21 protein-coding genes are annotated in these 24,922 nt (G+C 66.8%); 13 read left to right on the top strand and 8 right to left on the bottom strand.

Annotated features, from left to right (window positions below):
* Positions 1-2 precede the first annotated feature (2 nt).
* From CV_RS08370 to asnB, 7 genes are all read left to right on the top strand, one after another.
* Positions 3-1,109 carry a flagellar basal body P-ring protein FlgI gene (locus CV_RS08370; protein WP_011135260.1) on the top strand — a complete coding sequence of 369 codons (1,107 nt, stop codon included), beginning with the start codon at positions 3-5 and terminating at the stop codon, positions 1,107-1,109.
* Positions 1,109-1,534 (top strand): rod-binding protein, encoded by a 426-nt coding sequence (locus CV_RS08375; protein WP_043595858.1) that lies wholly within the window; start codon positions 1,109-1,111, stop codon positions 1,532-1,534. Before CV_RS08370 ends, CV_RS08375 begins: the two co-directional genes overlap by 1 nt.
* A gap of 12 nt (positions 1,535-1,546) precedes the next feature.
* The gene (flgK, locus tag CV_RS08380) at positions 1,547-2,914 is read left to right on the top strand and encodes a flagellar hook-associated protein FlgK (RefSeq protein WP_011135261.1); all 1,368 of its coding nucleotides are present in this window, start codon (positions 1,547-1,549) and stop codon (positions 2,912-2,914) included.
* Positions 2,915-2,923: 9 nt separating this feature from the next.
* Positions 2,924-3,832 carry a flagellar hook-associated protein FlgL gene (flgL, locus tag CV_RS08385; RefSeq protein WP_011135262.1) on the top strand — a complete coding sequence of 303 codons (909 nt, stop codon included), beginning with the start codon at positions 2,924-2,926 and terminating at the stop codon, positions 3,830-3,832.
* 3 nt (positions 3,833-3,835) lie between these two features.
* Complete coding sequence (locus CV_RS08390) at positions 3,836-4,870, top strand: hypothetical protein (RefSeq protein ID WP_011135263.1); 1,035 nt, start codon at positions 3,836-3,838, stop codon at positions 4,868-4,870.
* Between the two features lie 117 nt (positions 4,871-4,987).
* Entirely contained in the window at positions 4,988-6,202 is a 1,215-nt protein-coding gene (locus CV_RS08395) for a phospholipase D-like domain-containing protein (RefSeq protein ID WP_011135264.1), read from the top strand.
* 164 nt (positions 6,203-6,366) lie between these two features.
* A complete protein-coding gene (gene asnB / locus CV_RS08400; protein ID WP_011135265.1) occupies positions 6,367-8,217 on the top strand; it encodes an asparagine synthase (glutamine-hydrolyzing) in 1,851 nt (616 codons plus the stop codon).
* Positions 8,218-8,223: 6 nt separating this feature from the next.
* Here the strand turns inward: asnB and CV_RS08405 are convergent, their stop codons facing one another.
* Complete coding sequence (locus tag CV_RS08405; RefSeq protein ID WP_043595860.1) at positions 8,224-8,667, bottom strand: Lrp/AsnC family transcriptional regulator; 444 nt, start codon at positions 8,665-8,667, stop codon at positions 8,224-8,226.
* Positions 8,668-8,793: 126 nt separating this feature from the next.
* Here CV_RS08405 and CV_RS08410 point away from each other — a divergent pair, with 126 nt between their 5' ends.
* A complete protein-coding gene (locus tag CV_RS08410) occupies positions 8,794-9,399 on the top strand; it encodes a LysE/ArgO family amino acid transporter (RefSeq protein ID WP_011135267.1) in 606 nt (201 codons plus the stop codon).
* Between the two features lie 58 nt (positions 9,400-9,457).
* Here CV_RS08410 and CV_RS08415 read toward each other — a convergent pair whose 3' ends face one another.
* The 5 genes from CV_RS08415 to ppk2 all read right to left on the bottom strand — a co-directional run bounded on the left by CV_RS08415 (position 9,458) and on the right by ppk2 (position 15,885).
* Complete coding sequence (locus CV_RS08415; RefSeq protein ID WP_011135268.1) at positions 9,458-11,539, bottom strand: methyl-accepting chemotaxis protein; 2,082 nt, start codon at positions 11,537-11,539, stop codon at positions 9,458-9,460.
* A gap of 502 nt (positions 11,540-12,041) precedes the next feature.
* Entirely contained in the window at positions 12,042-12,320 is a 279-nt protein-coding gene (locus CV_RS08420; protein WP_043595862.1) for a hypothetical protein, read from the bottom strand.
* Positions 12,321-12,532: 212 nt separating this feature from the next.
* Entirely contained in the window at positions 12,533-14,299 is a 1,767-nt protein-coding gene (locus CV_RS08425) for a hybrid sensor histidine kinase/response regulator (RefSeq protein ID WP_043595863.1), read from the bottom strand.
* Positions 14,296-14,841 (bottom strand): molybdopterin-dependent oxidoreductase, encoded by a 546-nt coding sequence (locus CV_RS08430; RefSeq protein ID WP_011135271.1) that lies wholly within the window; start codon positions 14,839-14,841, stop codon positions 14,296-14,298. Before CV_RS08430 ends, CV_RS08425 begins: the two co-directional genes overlap by 4 nt.
* Before the next feature lie 186 nt (positions 14,842-15,027).
* On the bottom strand, positions 15,028-15,885 hold the full coding sequence (gene ppk2 / locus CV_RS08435) for a polyphosphate kinase 2 (RefSeq protein ID WP_217806114.1): 858 nt from the start codon (positions 15,883-15,885) through the stop codon (positions 15,028-15,030).
* 574 nt (positions 15,886-16,459) lie between these two features.
* Between ppk2 and CV_RS08440 the strand changes: the two genes are divergently transcribed.
* Positions 16,460-18,127, top strand: coding sequence for a SulP family inorganic anion transporter (locus CV_RS08440; protein ID WP_011135274.1), 1,668 nt, complete (start codon positions 16,460-16,462; stop codon positions 18,125-18,127).
* Between the two features lie 380 nt (positions 18,128-18,507).
* Positions 18,508-19,020, top strand: a complete 513-nt coding sequence (locus CV_RS08450; protein ID WP_148206060.1) for a hypothetical protein — start codon at positions 18,508-18,510, stop codon at positions 19,018-19,020.
* 121 nt (positions 19,021-19,141) lie between these two features.
* Here the strand turns inward: CV_RS08450 and CV_RS08455 are convergent, their stop codons facing one another.
* Positions 19,142-20,068: a 2-hydroxyacid dehydrogenase gene (locus tag CV_RS08455; protein ID WP_011135276.1), complete on the bottom strand. Its 927-nt coding sequence runs from the start codon at positions 20,066-20,068 to the stop codon at positions 19,142-19,144.
* Between the two features lie 178 nt (positions 20,069-20,246).
* Here CV_RS08455 and CV_RS08460 point away from each other — a divergent pair, with 178 nt between their 5' ends.
* Together CV_RS08460 and CV_RS08465 are read left to right on the top strand one after the other, a co-directional pair.
* Positions 20,247-21,473, top strand: a complete 1,227-nt coding sequence (locus tag CV_RS08460; RefSeq protein ID WP_147296183.1) for a hypothetical protein — start codon at positions 20,247-20,249, stop codon at positions 21,471-21,473.
* Positions 21,451-22,326 carry an EamA family transporter gene (locus tag CV_RS08465; RefSeq protein ID WP_147296184.1) on the top strand — a complete coding sequence of 292 codons (876 nt, stop codon included), beginning with the start codon at positions 21,451-21,453 and terminating at the stop codon, positions 22,324-22,326. The genes CV_RS08460 and CV_RS08465 overlap by 23 nt, the downstream gene beginning before the upstream one ends.
* A gap of 16 nt (positions 22,327-22,342) precedes the next feature.
* Here the strand turns inward: CV_RS08465 and CV_RS08470 are convergent, their stop codons facing one another.
* Positions 22,343-23,119, bottom strand: a complete 777-nt coding sequence (locus tag CV_RS08470) for an HAD family hydrolase (protein ID WP_011135279.1) — start codon at positions 23,117-23,119, stop codon at positions 22,343-22,345.
* A 129-nt stretch (positions 23,120-23,248) separates the two neighbouring features.
* Here CV_RS08470 and CV_RS08475 point away from each other — a divergent pair, with 129 nt between their 5' ends.
* Complete coding sequence (locus tag CV_RS08475) at positions 23,249-24,853, top strand: hypothetical protein (protein WP_011135280.1); 1,605 nt, start codon at positions 23,249-23,251, stop codon at positions 24,851-24,853.
* Positions 24,854-24,922 lie beyond the last annotated feature (69 nt).

A 24,922-nucleotide genomic window follows, 5' to 3' on the forward strand; every position in this document is an offset into this window, starting at 1 on the left:
CAATGATATTCAAACAGATTCGACGCCTGATCGCCGCCGCCTTGCTGGCGGCGTTGTCGCTGCCGGCCGCGGCCCAGCCGCTGCGGCAGCTGGTCAATGTGGAAGGCATACGCGACAACCAGTTGATAGGCTACGGCATCGTCGTCGGCCTGGACGGCACCGGCGACAACTCCCAGGTCAAGTTCTCCGGCCAGTCGGTCGCCAACATGCTCAAGCAGTTCGGCCTCAAGATGCCGGAGAAGACCGACACCCGCGTCAAGAACGTGGCCGCGGTGATGGTCAGCGCCAGCCTGCCGCCCGGCTACAGCCGCGGCCAGACCATAGACGTGACCGTGTCGTCGCTGGGCGACGCCAAGAGCCTGCGGGGCGGCACCCTGCTGCTCACTCAGCTGAAGGCGGCCAACGGCGAAGTGTACGCGCTGGCCCAGGGCAGCGTGGTGATAGGCGGCCTGTCGGCGCAGGGCAAGAGCGGCTCCAGCGTCACCGTCAACACGCCCACCGCCGGCCGCATTCCCAACGGCGCGTCGATCGAGCGCGAGATTCCCAGCGATTTCGAGCAGGGCGACAGCATACGCCTGAGCCTGCGCCGCCCCAGTTTCGAGACCGCGACCAATGTGGTGCGGGCGATCAACCGCAACTACGGCAAGATCGCCACCACCCGCAACGCCACCACCATCGAGGTGAGGGCGCCCGGCGATCCGACCGAGCGCGTCGCCTTCGTCGCGCGGCTGGAGAAGATGAACGTCGACGTCGGCGCCGAAATCCCGCGCGTGGTGTTCAACTCCCGCACCGGCACCGTGGTGATCAGCGAGGGCGTCACCGTGCGCCCGGCCGCGGTGTCGCACGGCAGCCTGCGTGTGGTGATTTCGGAGTCGTCCCAGGTCAGCCAGCCCGGCCCGTTCAGCAACGGCACCACCCAGGTGGTGCCCGACTCGCGGGTGCAGGTGGAGCAGGGCCAGGGGCGGATGTTCAAGTGGCCGGCCGGCGCCAGCCTGCGCGCCATCATCGACACGGTCAACCGCACCGGCGCGACGCCGGACGACGTGATGGCCATCCTGCAGGCGCTGGACCAGGCCGGCGCGATAGACGGCGAACTGGTGGTGATCTGATGCTGAACAACGATTTGCAGAATCCCGCGCCGAACGCCGGCGGCGGGGAGGGCGCGGTGGCCCCCGCCAATCCCGAGTACCGCAAGAAGGCGGAAAAGGCGGCCGAGATGTTCGAGGCGCAGTTCGTGCGAGAGATGTTCAAGCAGATGCGCAAGACCACCCGCGAGATGGCCGGCGAGGACAGCATTTTCGCCAGCTCCGTCAACGCCGACATGCTGGACATCGCCGACGGCGCCCTGGCCGACCAGCTGGCCAGCCAGCGCACCTTCGGCATCGCCAAGGTCATCCTGGCCCAACTGCTGCCGGAGAATGGGAATATTCCCGTTAAGGACGTGGACGCCGCCGTCGCCAGTCTGAAGCAGGGCCGGGATGCCGGCCAGGGCCTGGCGGCCTTCGCCCCGGCCATGTTCCCACTCACCAAGTGATGACAGCCAACCATGCGCATGATCAATAACGCGCTGTCCGGCGCCCAGGCGGCGCAGGTCGCGTTGAACACCGCCAGCCAGAACATCGCCAACCAGCAGACGCCCGGCTATTCCCGCCAGGGCGTGGTGCTGGCCACCCAGGCGCCGGGCGCCGGAGACCCGCTGAGCGCCGGCTACGGCGTCAACGTCAGCAATGTCCGCCGCTTCAGCGACGACTACAAGAATCTGCTGCAGTGGCAGGCCGCTTCCAATGTCGGCTCGCGGGCCGCGGCCCAGCCTTATTTCACCCAGCTGGAAAAGGTGATGGGCAGCAAGGGCAGCAGCCTGTCCGACGGCTTCGACCAGTTCTTCGCCGCGCTGAACGCCGCCAGCCTGGACTCCAACACCATGCGCGACCAGGTGATCCGCTCGGCCGACGCGCTGGCCCAGCGCTTCAACAACCTGGACGGCGTGCTGACCTCGCAGCTGGCGGCCATCTCCGAGCAGCGCAACGCGACGCTGACGCAGATCAACAGCGCCACCGCCAACCTGGCGGCGCTGAACGAGAAGCTGATGTCGGCCAAGGCCCAGGGCATCAACACCTCCGGTCTGGAGGACGAGCGCGACCGCCAGGTGGACGCGCTGTCCTCGCTGATCGAGGTCAGGGTGGTGGCGCAGCCGGACGGCAGCAAGTCCATCTCGCTGAAGAACGGCTTGCCGCTGGTGACCGGCGACAGCGCGGCCACGCTGAGCAGCGAGGCCCAGCCTGACGGCAGCCAGCAGTTGAAGCTGGCCTTCGGCACCGAGAAGTACGCGATGCCGGGCGGCGACCTGGGCGGCCAGCTGGGCGGCCTCAACCGCTTCGAAACCGAAAACCTGCGGCCGGTGCAGGCCCAGGTGCGCACGCTGGCCGGCGAGCTGGCCACCCGCGTCAACGACCAGCTGGCCAAGGGCTACGACATGAACGGCCAGCCGGGCAAGCCGCTGTTCCAGTACGACGCCGGCGCCGCCCACGGCCTGCTGCAGACCACCGGCATCCTTTCCGCCGAGCTCGGCTTTTCCGCCGATCCGGCCAAGCCGGGCAACAACGACAATCTGCGCGAGGTGCTGAAGGTCAAGCAGCAGGCGTTCCCGCTGGCCGGCATCGGCAATGTGACCTTGGGCGACGCCTATTCGCAGATGATCGGCCACCTCGCCATTTCCAGCCAGCAGAACTCGTCCAGCCTCGATACCGCCAACGTGATCCGCGCCGAGGCGGAAAAGAACTGGCAGAGCACCTCCGGCGTCCAGCGCGACGAAGAGGCGGTCAGCCTGATCGAATACCAGAAGATGTACCAGGCCAACATGAAAGTGATAGCGGTGGCCAACCAGCTGTTCGAAAGCACCTTGGCCATCCTGTAAGGACCTAGCATGCGTATCTCCAGCAACCAGTACCAATCCGTCGTGCTGTTGGCCATGCAGAACAGCAGCGCCGGCATGTCCGAGCTTTTGCAGAAGATGTCCAGCGGCCAGAGCATGCTGGTGCCGTCGGAAAACCCGATCGCCAGCGTGCGCCTGCTGCGCCTGCAGCGCGAAGAGGCGTCGCTGCAGCAGTACCGCGACAATATCGGCGCGCTCAAGTCGCAGCTGACCAAGAACGAAACGCTGCTGGACGGCATCAGCGCCAATCTGCGCGACGCGCGCGACCTGCTGGTGGCCGCGGCCAACCAGCCGCCGACCGACGACCTGAAGGCGATGGCCTCGCCGCTGGTCAGCCTGCGCGACAGCATCCTGTACGCGGCCAATACCAAGGACAGCGAAGGCCGCTACATGTTTTCCGGCAGCGCCGTGAACAACGCGGCCATCGTCGTCGACGACACTCAGCCGGCCGGCAGCCGCTACCGCTACAACGGCAACGGCGACCGCCAGCGGGTGACGGTGGGCGAGGGCGTGACCGAGGCGTCCAACGTCACGCTGGAGTCGATGGCGCCGCTGCTCAACCAGCTGGACAAGGCGATCGCCACGCTGCAGAGCCCGACGCTGGACAGCAAGGACCCGGCGGTGGGCGCCACCATCCGCGAGGTGATGGGCGGCGTGGACACGGCGCTTGATCGCGTGGGCGGCACCATTTCCGAGCTGGGTGGCGCGCAGAACGTGCTGAAGACGCTGGACGGCAACCACGACAGCCTGAGCCTGGCCAACCAGGAGAGCATCATCGAGCTGGGCAGCCTGGACTACGGCACCGCCTATATCGCCATGAACAACCTGTCGATGGCGCTGCAGACCAGCCAGAAAGCCTATGGCAAGGTCAGCCAGCTGACGCTGTTCGACGTGATCTAAGCCATGTCCACCACTTTCAGCGGCATCAACCAGACCAGCGGCGACAAGCGCTGGAGCAAGGATGGCGCGGCGGTCGCGCCGGCGAGCCCGCGCCCGTTCTCGTCCGCCCGTCCGGCGCTGGAAAGCCCGCGCCCTTCGGCGGGCGCGGCCAGCGGCTGGCGCTACAGCACCCAGCTCAACGAGCAACTGAGCGCCGCCCAATGCGCGCTGGGCTTCGTCGACGGCATGCTGCGGCAACTGGAAAGCTTCAAGGGCAATCTTAGCCGCCAGCTGTCCCAGCGCCGGCTGGACAGCGACGGTCTGAAGCAGCAGCGCGGCGAACTGGATGCCGACTGGCGACGCCGCCAGGCAGACAGCGCCGGCAGCCTGGACAGCCAGCTGCGCCTGTCGCTTGGGGCGCCGGCGCGGCAAAGCTTCACCGTGCGCGGACTGGACCTGGACAGCCTGACCGGCGGGCAGCCGGAAACCCTGGTGTTCGCGCTGGACGGACAGACCGCGCCGGCCGCGGTGCGGGTGGGCGACGGTATCGGCCGCGATGCCGTTTTGCGCCGCCTGAACCAGGCGCTGGGTCCGCTGGGCGTGCGCTGCGAGCTGGACGACCACGGCCGCCTTGGCTTCAGCTGCGTCGAACAGGACTGGCCCAAGCTGCGGGACAGCCTGACCGTGCGCGGCGGCGGCGTGCGCTTTCCCGGCGGCATGCCGCAGCCCTTGCCGGCCCAGGCCGAGCAGGCGGCGCTGGACGCCGGCCAATGGCAGGTGGACGATCATGCCCAGGTGCGCCAGACGCTGCAGGGCGTGGTGCGCTCCATCGCCCAATTGCAGCAGACCCGCGCGGCGATCAACAGCGCGATCGCCGAGGCCAGGCAGTCGATCAGCCAGCTGGCCCGCACCGACGAGCAGAGCTGGGCCAGCGGCTTCGCCAGCGATTTCAACGCCCGCCTCAACCAGACCGCCGATTTCAATCATCTGCAGCAACTGGTGCCGGCATTGCTCGGCATCAGCCGCTACCGCGTGATCTCGCTGCTTTCGCTTCGTTGACGGACCACAGCGGGTACGTCTTGACGGCTGTCCCTCCCGGGCAGCCTTTTTTCATGCCGGCTACATACCTGCTTAACATGTCCATGGCATGATTAACAGTTTCGCAAGGAAGCCGCAATGTTCAAATACGGGTGGCCGCTGGCCCTGATCCTGGCCGCGCCGCTGGCCCGCGCCGACTTCTCCATCCCCGGTTTCGAGCTGGTGCACACCGCGCCGCAGCGCGCCGGCCTGAACACGCCGGATCTGCGCGATCCGGCCGCGGTGTGGCGGCAGATGTTCGATTCGGCCAAGCGCGAAATCGCGCTGGAGCAGTTCTATGTAGCCGGGCAGCCGGGCAGCCTGCTGGACGGCGTGATCGAGCGGCTGGACGCCGCCGGGCGCCGCGGCGTGAAGATCCGCTTCCTGATGGAGAAGAAGGGCATGTTCGCCAGCGACCCGGCGACGATAGAACGGCTCCAGCGCATCCCCAATCTGGAATACCGCCAGCTGGACTACAACCAGCTGACCGGCAACGGCATCATCCACGCCAAGTTCATCGTGGCGGACGGCAAGTCCGCCTATGTCGGCAGCCAGAATTTCGACTGGCGCTCGCTGCAGCACATCCACGAAACCGGGCTCAAGGTCGACGACGCGGCGATGGCCGGCCGCATGCAGGCCATCTTCGAACAGGACTGGGCGGCGCAGGCGACGCTGGCCGCCGGCGGAAAGGTCAAGCCGCTGCGGACGGCCGAGCAGGCGGCCGACCTGTCGCAGCCGGCGGCGCTGCTGGCCAGCCCCAACGCCTACAATCCGGACGGCGTCGGCGATTCCGAAGAAGCGCTGCCGCGGCTGATGGCCGAGGCGAAGCGCGAGGTGCGCATCCAGCTGCTGGATTACGCGCCGCTCAGCTTCGGCAAGCCGCGCAGCTACTATCCGGTTTTCGACAACGCCATCCGCGGCGCGTTGGCGCGCGGCGTCAAGGTCAAGCTGATGGTGTCGGACTGGAATCTGGAAAAGCCGGGCGTGGACTATCTGAAAAGCCTGGCGGTGCTGCCCGGCATGGAGCTGCGCATCGTCACCATTCCGCGCGACGGCACCTGCATCCCCTTCGCCCGCGTCATCCACAGCAAGACCATGGAGATAGACGGCAGCATAGCCTGGGTGGGCACCAGCAACTGGAGCGGCGGCTATATGGACAAGTCGCGCAATGTCGAGGTGGTATTGCGCAACGAGGCGATGGCCAGGCGCATCGCCGAACTGCACGAGCAGACCTGGTCCTCGCCGCATGCGGTGCCGCTGGAGGTGTCCCGCCAGTATCCGGCGCCGGACAAGGCCTGCCGCCAGGCCGGCTGAGGTCGAAGCTCGGCGGGGGCCGGGCTTCGACAAAATACGTCAATATCCCATTCTTATTACCAGTCCCGCTTTCGCGGCGGCCCCCTCTGCACTAATTATGCTTTAGGCATAATGCGAGCCGGCGGACCCCTTCGCCCGGCCGCTGACAAGAGGAGAGCCGAACAATGTGTGGAATTGCCGGATGGGTGAGTTTCGAGCGTGATCTGAGCACGCAGCGCGCGGTCGCGGAGACGATGACGAAAACGATGGCCCTGCGCGGGCCGGACGACGAGGGACTGTGGCTGGACCGCCGCGCGGCGCTGGGGCATCGCCGCCTGTCCATCATCGACCTGGAGGGCGGCCGGCAGCCGATGACAGCCGACGAGGATGGCAGGACGCTGGCCTGCCTGGTGTACACCGGCGAGGTGTACAACTTCCGGGAGCTGCGCCTTGAGCTGCAGGGCCTGGGCCACGCTTTTCGCACCCGCAGCGACACCGAGGTGGTGCTGCGCGCCTATCTGCAGTGGGGCGAAGCGATGCTGGAGCGGCTGAACGGCATGTACGCGTTCGCGTTGTGGGACGCCCGAGAACAGCGGCTGTTGCTGGTCCGCGACCGGATGGGCGTCAAGCCGCTGTACTACTATCCGATGCCGGACGGCGTGCTGTTCGGCTCCGAGCCCAAGGCCATCCTGGCGCACCCCGAGGCCGAGCGACGGGTGACGGCCGGCGGCCTGCGCGAAATGCTGGATCTGGTGAAGACGCCGGAGGCTGCGGCGTTCGCCGGCATGCACGAGGTGCGGCCCGGTCAGGTGGTGACGATAGACCGTGGAGGCCTGCGCAAGCGCCGCTACTGGCAGCTGGAGGCGCGCGAGCACACCGACGACCTGCCGACCACCATCCGCACCGTGCGCGAGCTGCTGGACGACATCGTCGAACGGCAGATCATCGCCGATGTGCCGCTATGCACGCTGTTGTCCGGCGGGCTGGATTCGTCGGTGGTCACCGCGCTGGCCGCGCGGAGCATGCGGCGCCAGGGCAAGGGAACGGTGCGTTCGTTCTCGGTGGACTTCGTCAAACACGGCGCCGCGTTCGAGGCCGACTACCTGCGCGGCTCGCCGGACGCGCCCTTCGTGCGCGATCTGGCGGCGCACGCCGGCACCGAGCATAGGGAAATTCTGCTGGAGAGCCGCGAGCTGGCCGATCCGCGCTTGCGCGCCGCGGTGCTGGGCGCGCAGGATCTGCCGCCGGCGTATTGGGGCGACATGCTGCCGTCGCTGTACAAGCTGTTCGAGGCGATCCGGGCGCAATCGACGGTGGCGCTGTCCGGCGAGTCGGCGGACGAGGTGTTCGGCGGCTATCGCTGGTTCCACGACGCCGCCGCGGTGGACGGCGACGCGTTTCCGTGGCTGGCCGGGTCGAGCGGCGCCTTCTTCGACGGCCAGTCGCTGATCGCGCCGGGCCTGCTGCGCGAGCTGGACATGCCGGGCTTCCGCCGCGACAGCTACGCGCAGGCGCTGGCCGAGGTGCCGCGGCTGGCGTCGGACAGCACCCGCGAGCGGCGGATGCGCGAGATCAGCCATATGCACCTGACCCGCTTCGTCCAGGCGCTGCTGGACCGCAAGGACCGGATGAGCATGGCGGTGGGGCTGGAGGTGAGGGTGCCGTTCTGCGACCACCGGCTGGTGGAGTACGTGTTCAACGCGCCGTGGAGCATGAAGAATTTCGACGGCCGGGAGAAGAGCCTGTTGCGCGCTGCCGGCAAGGACGTGCTGCCGGAGTCCATCGTCCGGCGCGTCAAGAGCCCGTACCCGGCCACCCAGGATCCGGCTTACGAGCAGGCGCTGCGCCAGGGGCTGGCCCGGGTGCTGGACGACTCCCGCTCGCCGGCCTTGCCTTTGCTGGACAAGGCCGCCGCGTGGAAGCTGCTGGACCGGCCATTCGGCAAGACCAGCACCTCGCCGGAGCGCGCCGGGCTGGAAATGGCGCTGGGCCTGGATGAATGGCTGCGCCATCATCAGGTGTCGCTGGACTTGTAAACCCGCTCAGCGGGGCGGCCGCACCGGCCGTCCCTGAATGGGCGTGGACAGGATGATGGCGGTGCGCGTCTCGCCCAGATCGTTCAGCTGCGCCACCAGCTGTTCCAGGTGGGAGACGTCGCGCGCCAGCAGGCGGAACGTGTAGGAATCGACGCCGGTGACGTGATGGCACTCCATCACCTCCGGCATCGCCTCCAGCCGCGCCAGCAGCGTCTTCTTGTCCGGCTGCGGCACGGTGATGCCCACCAGCGCCGACAGCGCGTAGCCGGCGCGCAGCGGCGCCACCTGCGCGTGGTAGCCCTGGATCACGCCGGCTTCCTCCAGCCGCCGCACCCGCTCCGATACCGCCGGCACCGACAGTCCGACGGTCTGGGCCAGCTCGGTCAGCGACTGCCGCGCGTTGGCCTGCAGGGCGGCGAGTATCGCCCAGGATTTGACGTCCACTTCCATTCGTAAACCCATTCGCATCTATGACCTTGATTTCCAAGGTTAGCATCGATCTCTGCCTTAAAGGCGCCATGTTTTCGATGTCGGGTTTGCCGCAGACTATGGCGAGGTATCAAGAAAGGAGCGGACATGTTCTGGCAAGCGATGTGGATAGGTCTGGCGATTGCGGCGCCGGTGGGGCCGATAGGCCTGCTGTGCATCAGCCGCACGCTGCGAGGCGGCCCGGCATTGGGCCTGGCCACCGGGCTGGGCGCGGCGAGCGCCGACGCCTTGTTCGCCCTGGCCGGCGTGTGCGGCGGCAGCCTGCTGCTCGCTTGGGCGAGCGCGCTGTCCCGGCCGCTGGCGTGGGCGGGCTGCCTGCTGCTGGCCTGGCTGGGCTGGTCGACGCTGCGCCGGCCTCCCGCGCGGGAGGGCGCGATGGATGGAGAAAGCCAGCTTGGACGCGCCTACCTGGGCACGCTGGCGCTGACTCTGAGCAATCCGATGACGATCGTTTCCTTCGCCGCGGTGGCCGCCGGCCTGTCGGGCGGCTTGCCGCTGACCGCCGCCGGACAGGCGCAGGTGGTGGCCGGCGTGTTCTCCGGCTCGGCGCTATGGTGGCTGCTGCTGGCTTACGGCGGCGGCGCCTTGCTGTCGCGGCTCGGCCAACAGGGGAGGCGGGGGCTGGACATCGCCTGCGGCATGCTGCTGCTGGCGATGGCCGCCGCGCTGGCGTGGAAGGCCGCCGGGGGCTGAGTCCCGGCGGCGATCGCAGTCTGGGTGTTGTTCCGGGCCGCGCCGGATCAAGGCCGGACTACAGCTTGAAATGGCCGACCAGCCGCTCCAAGCCTTCCGCCAGCCCGCGCAGCTGGTTCACCGCGGCGCTGACTTCCCGCACCACCAGGTTGTTGCCCTGGGCCATGCTGCTGATGCGCTCGACGTTCTGCGCGATCTCCACGCTGGCGCTGGACTGCTCGCGGGTGGCGGAGGCGATGTCGACGATGCTGGTGACCAGCTGGCCGTTGTAGTCCTGCACCTCCCGCATCGCCTGGTTGGCCTCTTCCGCGATGCCGACGCTGAGATCCACTTGCTGGCTGCTGTGCTGGACGTCGCTGACCGCCTGCCGGGTTTCGCTGCTGATCGCGTCCACGATGCGGGTGATCTGCACTGTCGCCTCTGCGGTGCGCCCGGCCAGGTTGCGCACCTCGTCGGCCACCACCGCGAAGCCGCGGCCCAGCTCGCCGGCGCGGGCGGCCTCGATCGCCGCGTTCAGCGCCAAGAGATTGGTCTGGTCGGCGATGTCCTTGATCACGCCGACAATGGTGGTCACTTCGTTGGAGCGCTCGCCCAGGCCGTTCATCCGTTCCGCCAGCGCGTGCATGCTGTCCGTCATGCGCTGGATTTCGCTGGTGACGCGGTTGACCTTGGCCACGCTTTGCTCGGTCAGCGCGCCGGTTTTCCGGGCGATGTCGCCCGCCTGCTGGGCCGTGTTGGCGATGTGTTGGGCGCCGACGGTGACCTGCTCCACGCTGGCGGCGCTGGCGGTGGCGGCGTCGGATTGCTGCGCGGACGCGTCGTGCACCTGCCCGGCCGACTGGCTCAGGGTCAGGGCCGCCTCCGATACCTGGCGGCTCTGCTCGCGCACCTTGCCGAACATGTCGCGCAGGCTGTCCAGCAAGCGGTTGAAGGCATCGGCGGTGCGGCCGATCTCGTCGCGATTGGCGATGTCTATGCGCACGGTCAGATCGCCGCCGCCGCCGGCCAGTTGCTCCATGGTGTCGGCCAGCCGGTTCAGCGGACGGGTTTGGGCGCGGATCACGCCGGCCAGCAGCAACAGGATCAAGGCCAGCGCCACCACGCCGATGGCGATGGCGCTGAGCATGGCCTTGCGCGCGTCGGCGGTGAGCGCCGAAGTGGGGATGCTGATGCCCAGCGACCAGAACTGGCCGGTTTCGCCTATCCGTATCGGATGGAAGAAGTGGGTGAAGCCGCCGTCCTCGTAGACGAAGTCCTCGCCTTTCTTGACGTCCGCCAAGTGGGCGAACAGCGCGTCCTCCTTGGGCACCGGCTTGCCCAGCAGTTCCGCCTTGGGGCTGACCACGTAGAGCCCGCCCTCGGAGACGATGCGGATGTAGCCGTTGCCGCCGGGCTGGATCTGGCCGAAGCGCTTTTGCAACTGGTCCAGCGCCACGTCGGTGGCGGACACGCCCAGCATCTTGCCGGCGGCGTCCTTGATCACCACCGCCAGCGAGCTTTCCAGCACCATCTTGCCTTGGACCTCGTAGGGGAAGGGCTCGGTGACGGTGTCGCGGCCGCGCTGCTTGGGCACGTAGTAGAAATCGCCCCAGCCGGGTTTCTCGTAATCCGGCTTGTAGGTTTCCGGATGTTCCTTGTACTTGGGGAAGTCCTTGATGCGGTCGGCCGACATCATCACGTCCATCTGCGCCTTGCCCTGGGCGTTGCGGGTGATGTAAGGCTGGTAGCGGCCGGTAGGGTCGTGGCGCGGCCAGTCGAAGCGGAAGGCATTGTCGTCGCCGTCGAAGGCGTTGGGTTCCCACAGCATCCACAGGCCGATGGACTGGGGCGCATGGTCCAGCATTTCCTGGATGATGTTGTCGGTCTGCTTGCGATCCGGCCTGCCGGCGCGCTTGATGCCGGCCACCGTGTCGGCCAGATGCCGCGGCAGCAGGAAGCCCTGCGACATCATGTTCTCGGCGTCCTTGGCATAGCTGTCGGCCTGTTCCGAGGACAGCTGATAGCCGGTATCGAGGGCGGAGGTGTAGTTGAGGCGGGCGATCAGCGCGATCATCGCCGCGAACGCCAGGGAAATGGCGGCGGCGGCCACCAGGGTGATGCGGGTGCTCAGCCGGCCCCATTTTATTTGTGCTTGGCTCATGGCGTTTCCTGCGTGGGTGGCGGATCATGCATTAAGCAACTAAGTAAAAATTCTTAGTTGAATTGAATATAACGGCTGACTGTCGATACAGGCAACGAGCTTGTGCACCCGGTGGCCCGGGCGTGCTCGCGTCATGGGCCGCCGGCGGGGCTGTCTGCCACAGGGGCGGCAGCCGTTGCGCCAGGTTTGGGCGCAAGGCGGGCAGCTCTTTCCGGAGGAGGCGTCAGATGAGGTTTGGGTCCGCGCGACGGCCGTCATGCACCGGTCTGCATCCCCGTTTGCAGGCATGGCGGAGCGGCTGGCCCAGTTGAAGGGCGATCTGCGCGGCGGCTTGGCGCGGCAATCCCTTGGCGGCTGCATCTGCGATGACAAGGCGGCAGTTGCAGCCGTTTGGCGGCAAGCGAGCGGCCAGGCTGGATGCCAGGCTGGCGCCGCTCACCTCCCGCTGGATGCCATGCGACGCATTCGGCATCCGCCGGCAGCGTTCAGCAACAGGCACGCGCTAGATTTCCTGGGCGATTTCCAGCAACCGGCTGCGTTCCCGGCCGGTGAGGCCGTTCTCGCTGATCAGCTGCACATGGACGCCCAATTGTTCCGCCAGCCTTTCCTCCATCTCGAACATGTCGAAATAGGATGTGTCGGGGGATGGGGATATCAGCAAGACCAACTCCGCGTCGTCGGCGCAGACGCCCGGAACGTAGCGCAGGTGATGGGGATGGAAGGGCTTGAGCGCGTGATTGATCTGGCTCTTGTGCTCGCGGACGAATTGTAGGTCGTGCATGCGTTTCTCCCCGGATGGACCTGGACGGGTCTGGATCTCGATGCTTGGGGAATGGGCTTGCCCTCAGTATGTTCCGGGGCAATCCGTGGGGCAAGATGTGGTTGAAGATAAAGGTTTTTTTGTTTTTTCCGGCAAGGTGTTGTGCCCATCGATTCCGGAGCGGGCAAGATGGTGTGTGGCGTTCCGGTAACAGCCTCCGCTCGCCGCGGCGCTTACGCTTGCGCCGGCGTGCCGGTATTGTTCCGCGGCAGGTGCAGCGACAGCAGTTGTTCCAGCTGGGCGAAGCTGAACGGCTTTTCCAGCTTGCCCGCCAGCAGCGCGCTGCGGGCATCGTTGAACTCCTGCCGGAACGCCGTCATGCCGATGATGGGCGTATTCCGGTTGGGGCCGAAGCGGCGGGCGGCTTCGGCGACTTCGTAACCGCTGGCTGTTCCGACTTGCAGGTCTATCAGCAGGATGTCGAAGCGGTGGCGCACCACTTGGGCCGCCGCGTCGTTGACCGTGGCGAAGCTGGACACGCTGTAGCCGTTTTCCTGCAGCAGCGCGCTGTAGGATTCGCGTATCGGATCGTCGTCGTCCAGCAGCAGGATGCGGCCTTGGCCGTAGCTGGCGCCGTCGCAGTCTTCCGGGGTGGACGCTTCCTGGACCGGCAAGCTCAGCGTGAACGTGCTGCCGCGGCCTTCCTGGCTGTCGATCTCGATCTGGCCGCCGAACAGCGTGACCAGCTCGTGCACGATGGCCAGGCCCAGGCCGCTGCTGCCTGGGCGACGGGTCTTGCCGCGGGTGAAGGGGCGGAACAACTGGACCCTGATGTCTTCGGGAATGCCCACGCCGGTGTCGGCGACGCTGAGCACCAGATTGCGCGGCCGATATTCCAGTTCCAGGCGGATTCCTCCCTGGTCGGTGTAGCGGATGGCGTTGGACAGCAGGTTCCACATGATTTGCCGCAGCCGGTTGCCGTCCAGCCACAGCAGCGGCATCGGCGGCACGGCCACCGTCAGCGCAAGTCCCTTGGCCTCGGCATTGCCCTGGTGGACGGCGACGACGCAGGCCACCAATTCCTCTATGTCCGTGGTGGCGGGTTCGAGCGCGAGCTGATGGTTTTTCAGCGCCGAGATGTCCATGATGTCCCGCACCTGGGCCAGCAGATAGGCGTTGCTCTGCTTGAGGCGGGACAGATAGCCGTAACCCGGATTGTCGGGCGGGATGCTGTATTCCAGCAGCTCGGTGCAAGTCTGTATGCTTTGCAGCGGTGAGCGGATTTCGTGGCTGATGGTGGCGAGGAAGGTGTCGCGGGCCAGCTCGGTTTGCACCAGCGCGGCCCTGGCGGCCTGCTCCCTCTCCAGCACCTGTTGCTGTTGCAGCGAGTGTCGCCTGATTTCCGCCAGCCGGTGCAGCACGAACCAGAAAATGCCGAGGAAGGCCAGCCAGCACATCAGGCCCAGCAGGTACATGGTCTGGTGCCGCTCCACCATGCGCAGCTGTTGCGCCACCAGGCTGTTTTCCGCGTAGCGGGCCTTGACGCCGTAATCGGCCAGCAATGGACGCATCTCCTCCATGTCGCGCGACAGTTCCAGCGCGTCCTGCTGCGTCCACTGGCGCGGCGGATGCTGGAAAATTCTGGCCAGCAGCGCCTTGATCTGGTCGAAGCCTTCTATCTTCTCCAAGTCGGTATTGACGGCCGATGGCCGGGTGAACATCCGGTACTTGCTGTAGGCGATGGCGTAGCTCTTGTCGGTTTCCTCGCGGGTGATCTGGCCGGCGCGGTACCGCCAGACGTCCATTTCCAGGCGGTTGAACGTCAGCTGCATCTGCGCCGCCATCCAGTACAGGTCGGAGACCTTGTTGGTGATCGGACGCTTGATCACCGCCGCGTACAGCGTAAAGGAAATGATCACGGTCGCGAGCAGCGACAGGGCCAGGAACGCGCGTTCGATTCCCCCCACGCTGCGGAACACGAGGCGGAAGTAGCGAGTCATTTGACCTCGATGCGGCTGACTTGCCAGGCGAGCTTGGCGATGAAGATCCCGCTGGTTTCGGAGGTCGACATGTTCTGGATGGGGTACATCACCCAAAACGGGCCGAAGTCGTTCAACTGCAGCGGCTGGTTGTTCCAGGTTCGGGCCAGGATGACGTCGTACTTGCTGAAGTCGCTGGCGGGAATGGTGACGTTGTAGTTGTCTTCGCCGTAGAACTTGATCTGGCGGCCGTGCGCGCCGACTTTGGCCAGCAGCTCCCGCAGCAGCGGCCCACGAAAGGTGCCCTTGGGCGTCCAGTCGGTCGCCGTGGTGATCTCGCGCATCGGCAGCGCGTTGAATTCGGCTTCGCTGAAGACATAGCTGTGGGCGGATGGGTTGGTGAATTTGCCGATGTTGCCGCTGATGGTCAGCGTGACGCCCGCGGCCATAGCCGGGTGGGTGTGCGGCAGCAGGCTGGCGGCCAGGAGCAGGACGGCGGCGAAGGACCGGCGTGCAGCAGGTCCGCGCCGCGCGCGGTGGGTGGTGTTAGGGTTGGAATCCATGTCTGTCTGCCGCCTTGACGCCTGACTGGGGCGAAGTTTCGGATGCCGCCGCGAGCGAGGCGGGCTGCCAATTATGCATTTGATCTAGACGATCACAAGCGAAAAATGGCCTGGATAGTTCGAAAGGACAGGTGTGGACAATCCCAGGCCAGCGCAAGGCGCCGGCCTGGCCGCGTGATGGCGCGTTCAGAACCTCAGCGTGTCGCGCTCTTCTCCGGTCAGCATGGCGGTGGGATCGCCGACGATCAAGGGATCGGCGGCGTGGGCGACGCGGGGATCCTTGCCCGGATAATCCAGATGGGACAGGAAATGGCGGATGCAGTTGAGCCTGGCGCGCTTCTTGTCGTCCGACTTCACCACCGTCCACGGCGCGTCGCCGGTATGGGTGTGGAAGAACATCGCCTGCTTGGCCGCCGTGTAGTCGTCCCACTTGTCCAGCGACTGTATGTCGATCGGCGACAGCTTCCAGTGCTTGAGCGGATCGTCGCGGCGGGAGATGAAGCGGCGCAGCTGCTCTTCGCGGCTGACCGAGAACCAGAACTTGAACAGGCGTATGCCGCTGTTGACCAGCATCCGCTCCAGCTGCGGGGTCTGGCGCATGAATTCCAGGTAGTCGTGCGGCGAGCAGAAGCCCATCACCCGTTCGACGCCGGCGCGGTTGTACCAGGAGCGGTCGAAGAACACGATTTCGCCCGCGCTGGGCAGGTGGGCGATGTAGCGCTGGAAGTACCATTGGCCGCGTTCCAGATCCGACGGCTTTTCCAGCGCCACCACGCGCGCGCCGCGCGGGTTCAGGTGCTCCATGTAGCGCTTGATGGTGCCGCCCTTGCCGGCGGCGTCGCGTCCCTCGAACAGGATCACGATTTTCTGCCCGGTTTCCTTGACCCAGCTCTGGACCTTCAGCAGCTCGATCTGCAGCTCCTGCTTCAGCCGCTCGTATTCGGCGCGGCGCATCCGGGTGCGGTAGGGGTAGTCCGCGGGCAGATCGGCGCTGGAACTGTCCTCGTCGCTGCCGTGAGGCGCCAGCGCCACCTGCAGCGCCATCGGTTGCTGGCTGATCTGTTCGATGATCTGGACCGATTCGTCGTGCACCCGCTGGACGTTGCGCTCGCGCGCGGATTGACGGCGCGGCTTGGCCGGCGCGGCAGGAGCGTCCGCTTCCGGCAGCGCGGAGACTGGATCCTTGTCTTGCGTCATGGCTGAACCTTTTCCATGTGGATGACATGGTTTATCGTACGCCGGCTGGCGCGGGGTGTCGATGGCGGAGAATGGGTGGCCCTTCTTTTTGGGGAATCTGCTGTCCGGATGGGGGCTGCGCAGATGCCGGCGCCGTCGCGGGATCGTCAAGCGCAACAGGCCCGTCAGCGTGGTGAGCCATCGACATGCCGGACAGCGGCAAGGCGCTGGGCGCGGCCAGCATCAGGTCGGCCATCTGCGGGAAGCGCCGTGCATGGAGGGTGCGCCTGAGTCGCCGAGGATATTCGAACTGGCGCAGCGAGCGGCGCGGAGCCAGCCATATCGGGTAAGGCATGCCGGTTTGCCGCTATGATTGAGTAAGACAACCCATGATTCACGCGGCCCTCGCGTTCGCGACGCCGCGTCATACCGAAAGCGCCCGATGCCCGCGATTGCCTTTCGCCCCCGCTTGCTGGATGCCCTGCGCGGCTACAACCGCGCTTTGCTTCGAGCCGACCTGATGGCCGGCGTCACCGTCGGCATCGTCGCCCTGCCGCTGGCGATGGCGTTCGCGATCGCCAGCGGGGTGCCGCCGCAGGCCGGCATCTTCACCGCGGTGATCGCCGGCGCGCTGGCGGCCGCGCTGGGCGGCACCCGGCTGTGCGTCACCGGTCCCACCGGCGCCTTCATCGTCATCCTGTACGGCATCGTCAGCAAGTACGGGGTGGCCAACCTGCTGATCTGCACCTTCATGGCCGGCGCGATGCTGGTGCTGATGGGCGTGTGCCGGCTGGGGCAGGTGATACGCTTCTTCCCGATGCCGCTGATTACCGGCTTCACCAACGGCATAGCGGTGCTGATTTTCTTGACCCAGCTGAAGGACTTCTTCGGCCTGCCCATCGCCAAGATGCCGTCCGGCTTTTTCGCGGTGATAGCGGAGCTGAGCAGGCACTTCTCCGGGCTGCACTGGCCGACCACGCTGCTGTCGTCCGCGCTGCTGTTGCTGATCCTGCTGTGGCCCAGGCGCCTGAACCGGCTGTTGCCTTCGCCGTTCGCCGCGCTGGTGCTGGCCACGCTGGCCACGATGTTGTTCGACCTGCCGGTCGCGACGCTGGGCAGCCGCTTCGGCGGCATTCCGCAGGGGCTGCCGGCGCCGGCAGGGCTGGATCTCAATCCCGCCCATCTGTCCGACCTGCTGGCGCCGGCCTTCACCATCGCATTGCTGGGCGCGATCGAATCGCTGCTGTGCGCGGTGGTGGTGGACAGCCTCACCGCCGATCGGCACGACGCCAACCAGGAGCTGATCGGCCAGGGCATCGCCAATATGGTCGTGCCGTTTTTCGGGGGCATCCCGGCCACCGGCGCGGTGGTGCGCTCGGTCACCAATATCGGCAACGGCGCCCGCACGCCGCTCGCCGCCGTCTTCCATGCGGCGCTGCTGCTGCTGGTGCTGCTGTTGGCCGCGCCGCTGGCCGCGCACGTGCCTTTGGCGGCGCTGGCGGCCATTCTGGTGTCGGTGGCGCTGAAGATGGGGGACTGGGATATCCGCAAGGCCAGGCAGTTTCCGCGCCACGACACGCTGGTGCTGGTGGTGACCTTCGTGCTGACGGTGGCGTTCGACCTGACGGTGGCGGTGGAAATCGGCCTGCTGATGGCGGCGGTGTTCTTCATCCGCAGCATGGCCAGCCATACCGGCTTCCGCAGGCTGCTGCCGGAGCACGCGCAGCTGTTCGAGCGGCACAGCATCGCGGGCAAGAGCGTGCCGGACGGTTGCGCGGCTTTCCGCGTCGAAGGCGCGCTGTTCTTCGGCGCGGCGGACAGCGTGGACATCATCCTGCGGGAAGCGCCGCGGGCGCGGGCAGTGATTCTGCAGCTGCACCGGCTGGTGTTGCTCGATACCTCGGGGCTGCTGGCGCTGGAGGCTTTGCGCGCGCGGCTGGCGGAGCAGGGCAAGACGCTGATCCTGTGCGGCGCGGCCGACGAAGTGATGGCCATGCTGGAGGGGTCCAGGCTGGCGGAGCGGCTGGGGGAGGGCAATCTGCAGCCCGACCTGACCAGCGCGCTGCGGCGGGCGGAGGCGGTGCTGACCGACGGCGTGGTGTGGGGGTGAGCCGCCCGCCGGACGTCGGCGGGCATCCGGCGGACGGCTGGCGTTTTCAGCGGGCGCGCTTCTGCTTGCGCATCTTCAGCCAGCGCGCTAGCGCGTGGCCGACCGCCACCGGCGACAGCGGCACCAGCGCCAGCAGGCCGTCGCCCCTGGTGGTAGCCGGGATTGACGCTGAGGAAGAAGCGGTCGGACGGTTTGGTTGAGTTCTGCCAGATTTGGTGGTCGTCCTTGCCTTCCCGGGTCAGGATGCCCAGGTTGGCGATGAAAGGGCGGTCCGGCGACACCGGCGTGATGTTGAAGCTGGCGAACAGCTCGTAGGCCTTGGCCGCCAGCGGATGGCGGTCGTCCTGCCCCGGCGCCGGCCAGAAGCGGTGGGAGAAGCGGTGCAGCACCGCGTAGCTGGACGGATGCAGCATCACGCCGAAGAAATACAGCGGACGCAGCGGATGCTGCAGCCAGTGGTACATCACCTGGCGCATCAGGAAGGTGATGTTGCTGTTCTTGCCGCGGAATTCCTTGTACAGCCCGGACTGGACGCGCAGCACGCTGCAGGTGCGCCCGCCTATCTGGCGGCGGAAGCGGTGCATCGTGCAATAGCCGACCAGGCGGCCGTTCTCGTCCCGGTGCAGCAGCAGGCTGCTGTGCTCGGCCGGCGGGGACATCACCAGGTTGATGAAGGCGGGAAGGTCGGTGCCGGCGAAGATGGCGTCGTGGACCTGGAACAGCTCCCGCGCCAGTTGTTCCCTTTCATGATCGGGCAGACGGGCGGGCTCCACGCGGATGGACTGGGCGATGCGGGCCATTTCATACCTCTTTGTGCGTTGCAGCAGAGAAATGGCGGCATGGTAGGAATCGGTGGCAGCGATCGCTACTGTCCTTTATCGCTATGCATTTGACATTAATTTTTAATGATGGAAATGCCTTTTAATTCAGATTCTTATCAAACGACTGTATGAATGCTTTGCGGGTCAACTGGATGTTGGGACAGGCCGCCGTCCAGGCGGCCAGGGCAGGGGCTCAGTAGCCGTTGCCGCGTTCCACCCGGCCGTCCGCCGCTTGCCCGGCGGCGAGCTTGCGCAGATTGGCGGCGATCTGTTCCACGGCCTGGCGGCGCAGCGTGATCGCGGCGATGTGAGGGGTGACGGCGACCGACGGATGGCTCCACAGCGGATGTCCGTGCGGCAAGGGCTCTTCGGCGAACACGTCCAGTTGCGCGCAGCGGATGTGGCCGTTGTTGAGCAGGGCCAGCAGGGCATCCTGATCCAGCAGGTCTCCCCGGCCGGCATTGATCAGCATGGCGCCTGCGGGCATCAGCGACAGCCGCTCGCCGTTCAGCAGGCCACGGGTCTGCGGGGTGGAAGGCAGCACGCAGGCCAGCACGTCGCTGTTCTCCAGCAGTTTTTCCAGCCCGGCTTCGCCATGCAGGTTGTGGACGTGGTGGATATGCTTGGGGCCGCGGCTCCAGCCGCTGACCCGGTAACCGTCCTTCGCCAGCGCCTTGGCCACCGCCGAGCCGATCTCTCCCAGGCCCAGGATGCCGACCCGGATCTCGTCGGGCAGGCGGGGCGCTAGCATCCGCCACTGTCCAGCCGCCTGCTGCCGGCGGTAGATGTCCATATTGCGCTGGTAACCCAGCACGCCGTAGCGGATGTACTCGGTCATCTGGGACGCCATGCCGCCGTCCAGCAGCCGGTAGATCGGCAGGCTGGCCGGCAGATCGGGCCGCGACAGTAGCTTGTCCACGCCCGCGCCCAGCGCGAACAGCGCCCGCAGCTTGGGCAGCCTGCCGAGCAGGCCATCGGGCAGACCCCAGGCGATCAGGTACTGCGCTTCGGCGCAATCGCCATGTTCCAGGCTGGCGAAGGTCTGTTCCGGCATCTCGGCGCGGAACAGGTCGAGATAGGCGGCGACTTCCTTGGGATTGGGCGTGTGTACGAGGATCATGGCGGCGACGCTTTGTTGGGATTATGCCCCCAGTATACATCGGCGCCTGGCCGCCAAGGCTTTGCCGCTGCGGGTCTGTTCTTGCGGATGGCCTGAGATTAAGGACAAACCGCAATGTGTTGCCGCCTTGGGACAGCCTCCCTATACCGTAAGCATCGTGGGAACGGCGGAGCGAGAGATGGAGCGGGGGGACATGGCGGGCCTGGAGACCGGGGGGCATCTGCGCGAGCGGCTGGACGGAGCGCGCATCCGGCCGCGTGGCTGGTTGCTGGCCAGCGATGTGGAAGGCCCGATGTTTCTGGGCGATTTCATCGCCGAGGCCTTGGCCGCCTGCCTGAAGCCCGTCGAGGGCGCGGTGGACGCTACGCCGTCCTATGGCCAGATTATTTACGCCGAAGGCTATGCCGCCTTCAGCGCCGACAACGGCGCCTTGCGGCGGCCGGAAGGCAAGAGGGGCGGCAAGACGCCGCCGGTAGGCGGCTACACGCTGGCGCAGGAGGGCAGCGACACCATCTTCGCCTTGCCGCTGCTGCTGGCCGCCGGCGTCGATCATCTCTACCTGGAGCGCTTGGCGCTGCGTTCGCAGCAGACGCCCGGCGCGGCTGAAATGGCGCGGCGGCTGGACGAAATGGGTTGGCAGCGGGCGGGCATCACCACGGCGCCGCAACAGCCGTACCGGGCGGTGGCCGAGCGTTGCGGCTGGCTGGCGGCGGAACGGCTGCTGGGATCTCCATTTCCGTTGGCGGAGGCGGAAGCCCTGCTGCGCCGGCTTGGCCGTTGGGAAATGGAAATCGGCTGGGTGAGGACGTATTTGCGCGACGCTTACGAGCTGATAGACCGGCATTCCGAGGCATGGCTGGATGGATCGGTTCGGCGGCGGCATTTCTCCGACACCGGCCGCAAGCTGCTGCGGCAGCGTTTCCGCCTTCTTTACCGCGGGGAGCTCGGCATTTCCTATTCCCGCGGCGAGCGGGCGGGCCGATCGGCCGCTTCTGCGCTGGGCCGCGTCATTGAGGCCTGCGCCATGGTGGGCGATCGCGCCAAGGCCGCGTTGGCGCTGGGCCTGGCGCGCCGCGCGGGAGGACTGGACAGGCTGGTGACGATGGGTGACGGCGCCAACGACGCGGCGATGCTGCGCCGCGCCCGCTGGTCGATAGGGGTCAACGGGCCGGACGCGGCGCGGGCGGCGGCCATAGGCCTGGTGACCGACGATATGCGGCATGCGCTGGTGCTGCTCAGGCTGATCGAGCGGGGCGGCGACGTCGGCGAGGTGGTCGGCCGCGCGCAGGCCGAACTGCGCGGCGCGGCGCTGGTGCATCGCGGCGGCGACGGGCTGTCGGCGGAATTGGCGGAAAAGCACAGGCTGATGAAGCGGAGGTTGCGTGGCGAATTCGTCACCTATTGACGCCGCCACGGACATGACCGGGAGGGGGCGCAGCCGCGCCTGGTCGGGCGCGGCGCTGGCGCTGGCATCGATGTGCTGCGCGCAGTTCGGCGCGGCGCTGTCCCAGCCCGCGGCGCAGAGCCTGGGCGTATTTCGCGCCACCGCGCTGAAGCTGGCGTTCGCGGCGGCGTTTTTGTGGCTGTGGCGTCGTCCGCCGTTGCGGCGCGCGCTGCGCGGCGAGCCCGTTCTGCTTGGGCTCGGTTTGGCGATGGCAGGCCTGTTGCTGGGCTTCTTTGCCGCCTTGCGGACGCTGCCGCAAGGCTTGACCGTGGCGATCACACTGCTGGGGCCGCTGGCGCTGGCCTGGGGCAAGGACAGGCGGCGCTGGCCCTGGCCCATGCTGGCCCTAGTCGGGACGGTGCTGCTGGCGAGGCGCGAGGAGCGCTGGCTGATCGACGTCGCTGGCCTGGCTTGGGCGGGACTGTCCGCCGCATGCTGGGCGGTTTACATTGTTCTGTTGCGGCGGGCCGGGGAAGTGTGCCGCGACGGGGACGGCGTCGCGCTGGCTTTGCTGGTGGCGGCGTTGGCGGCCGCGCCCTGGATTTGGCTGGACGGCGGTGCCTGGCCCGATGCCTCCATGCTGCTGCGTTTGGCGGGCTTGTCCCTGCTGATGCCCGCGCTGCCCTGCTTGCTGGAGCTGGAGGCCCTGCGCCGCATGCCAGCCGCCTCGTTCGGCGTGCTGATGAGCCTGGAGCCCGCGCTCGCGGTGTCGGCGGGCGGCCTGCTGCTGGGACAAACGCCGGCGGCGGTTCAGCAGGCCGGGCTGGCCCTGGTGGTGGCGGCCAGCCTGGGCGCGCTGGCCGGGAAGCGCTAGCTGCCCGCGGCCGCCGTCAATGCGGCATGCCGGCGTAGCGCTCGCCCAATCGTTGAATGGCGGCGATCAATTCGCGCTCCACATGCTGGTCGCGGATGATGCGCTCCCTGGCATGGGGCCGCAGCTGGGGATGGTCGCCAATCAGCACCGCGTGCCGGGCGACGGCGAACATCGAGAGGTCGTTGCTGTCGTTGCCGAAGCACACCATCTGGTCCGCGGCGATGCCATGGCGGGCAAGCGCGCTCGCCTTGTCCACGCCGCCGGCGGTGATGTCCATGATCTGCTGATCCGAATGATGGTGTATCCGGATGTCTCCGCGCTGTTCCAGCGCCTGCTTCAGGCTTTCTGCATCCTCGCATTCGGTGAACAGAAGCTTGGTCGCCCGGCTGACCTCCGCCCGCGCCACCTGCCGCGCCAGACGGCCCGGATCCACCATTTTCATGAATGGATGGGCGGGATCGCCGCTGTAGTGGTAGTGCCATTCCAGATCCACCAGGCAAGAGGCGGCGTGCCGCTCGGCCAGCGCGAACAGCTGCGCCAACGTGTCCTCGTCCAGCGGCGTCAGATCGGTCAATTGGCGGCGATGCCAGGTCATCGCGCCATTGGCGCCGACGAACAGGCCATCGTGAAAGCGCTCCTCCAGCAGCGGAAGGATGTCGCGATACGGGCGGGCGGAGGCGAAGCCGATGCTGTGGCCGCGCCGTTCCAGTCCGCTTAGCGCATCTTGAATGGCGGGGCTGACGCTGCGGCCGTCGAAGCAGATGGTGCCGTCTATGTCGAAGATGAAGTGCATGATTTATTTAAGATTGTGCCGATTTGGGGTGGGAGTGGACGTTGAATTGCTGATTTTGTTTATATTTTGACTAAATATTGCACCAATGCGGCCGATATGAAAAGAGGATGGCATTTTGTGAGGTGAGTCGTGAATGTGAATATCGGACAGGCCGTATCGTTGCTCCCGCCGCGCATCGGCGTTGCCGGCGCGGCGCGGGCGGAGGCTTCGGCGGCTGGTGAGAGGAGCAAGGTCGAGCCGCTGCAAGACATTAACGGCCGGACAGTCGGCTCGCCGGAGTCGCGTTACGGCTTGAGCATGCGGACATTGCAGTTGCTGAAGCAATACGATGTGCGCAACATCTCCGGCACCGACCTCCATGCGCTGGCGGAGATCCTGGCGGCTGGGGACGAGATCGGCGGCGAGGTGGCGGCAACCATACGCTCCGACATCGAGGTCCGGGGCTGGAAGAATTCTGGCGCCAGCAACGCGCTGGAAATCTTCTCCAAGCGGCGCGATGACGCGCTGGCGGAGGTCAAGGCGGGCGAGGTGTCGTTGAAGTTCGCGAGTTACAACATCAAGGGCTATGAGCGGACCCAGCAGGCGTTGGACAAATTGGCGGCGATCCACGACGCGCTGCAGAGCGAAGACGATGTTCAGTCGGCCACTGGCGACGGTATGGCGCAGGCCGCGGATTTGCTGCACGCCGAACGTTGGATGCGCACGGCGCAGCAGGCCGAAGCCAAGGGCGAGCCGCTGGTTTTGGACAAGGACACCGCGGAATCGATCGGCCGGGTCATGCAGCGCGCCGGCGCGACGCTGCCGCCGATGACGGGCGACTTGGAGGACGGGGCCTGGGCCAAACAGGCCTTGCAAGCGTATCGGTCGTGGCAGTTCCAGCATCCGGGCGACAAGCTCGACATAGATTTGAAACCGGCGGAGGAGGAGGACAAAAAGGTCTTCAAGGAGCCGCCGAGGCCGACGACGGATACCGTGGGGGAGCAGTTGCCGCAGCAAGCGCCGCCCAGTCCGGCCAAGCTGGCCCGCGAGGCGCTGGCCAAGCAGCAGGTACAGGCGCAGTACGGCATGAGCCTCCCCATGCTGCAGCTGATCAAGGGGACCGACGTGGCGGGCTTGTCGGTCGAGCAGCTCAAACAATACAGCCAGCTGTTGCAGACAGGCGGCGCGTTGTCCAAGGACGACGCGGAGTCGCTATTGCCGTTAACCCAGCGCGGGATGGCCGACCCGATGAACTATTACAAGCGTGATTTGAATTGGCTGGCGGACATGGCGGCGCAGGGGCGTACGCCGCAATTTTCGACGGTCGGCGGCATGGCCGATTTGGCGAATCCGACAGGGAGAATGCGGAACGACCAGCGGGGGCAAAGCGTGCTGGAACGGTTGCAGTCCCTGCACCAGGCCTTGCAGAACGACGACAGGGTGAGGACCGCGCCGACGGATAATCTGCGGCAGGCCGGCGACCAGGCCGCTTTCGACAAATGGGCCCAGGTCGAGAGCAAGGGCGCGCGCAATGCGGAAGGCGTGGAGCCGGAGTTTCGCAGCCTGAGTGACGTGGACGGCATCTTCCGCGTGCTGCAGCGCATGGGCGTGGAGCTGACGCCGATGGAGGGGGACAGCAGTCCCAGCAAGCGCTTGGAGCAGGCGTGGAAGGATTACCGGTGCTGGCAGGACGGCCACCCGGCCCGGCAGTCGGCGGGCGGAGCGGTCGGACGCGGCATCGACGCCTACGCCTGAGCGGTGTTTAGGCCAGCGCGCCGCAGTTTAGCCGCAACTGCGGCCTGACTTGATCCGCCAGGCCTCTAG

It is taken from the genome of Chromobacterium violaceum ATCC 12472 (assembly GCF_000007705.1).
Lineage (GTDB): Bacteria > Pseudomonadota > Gammaproteobacteria > Burkholderiales > Chromobacteriaceae > Chromobacterium > Chromobacterium violaceum.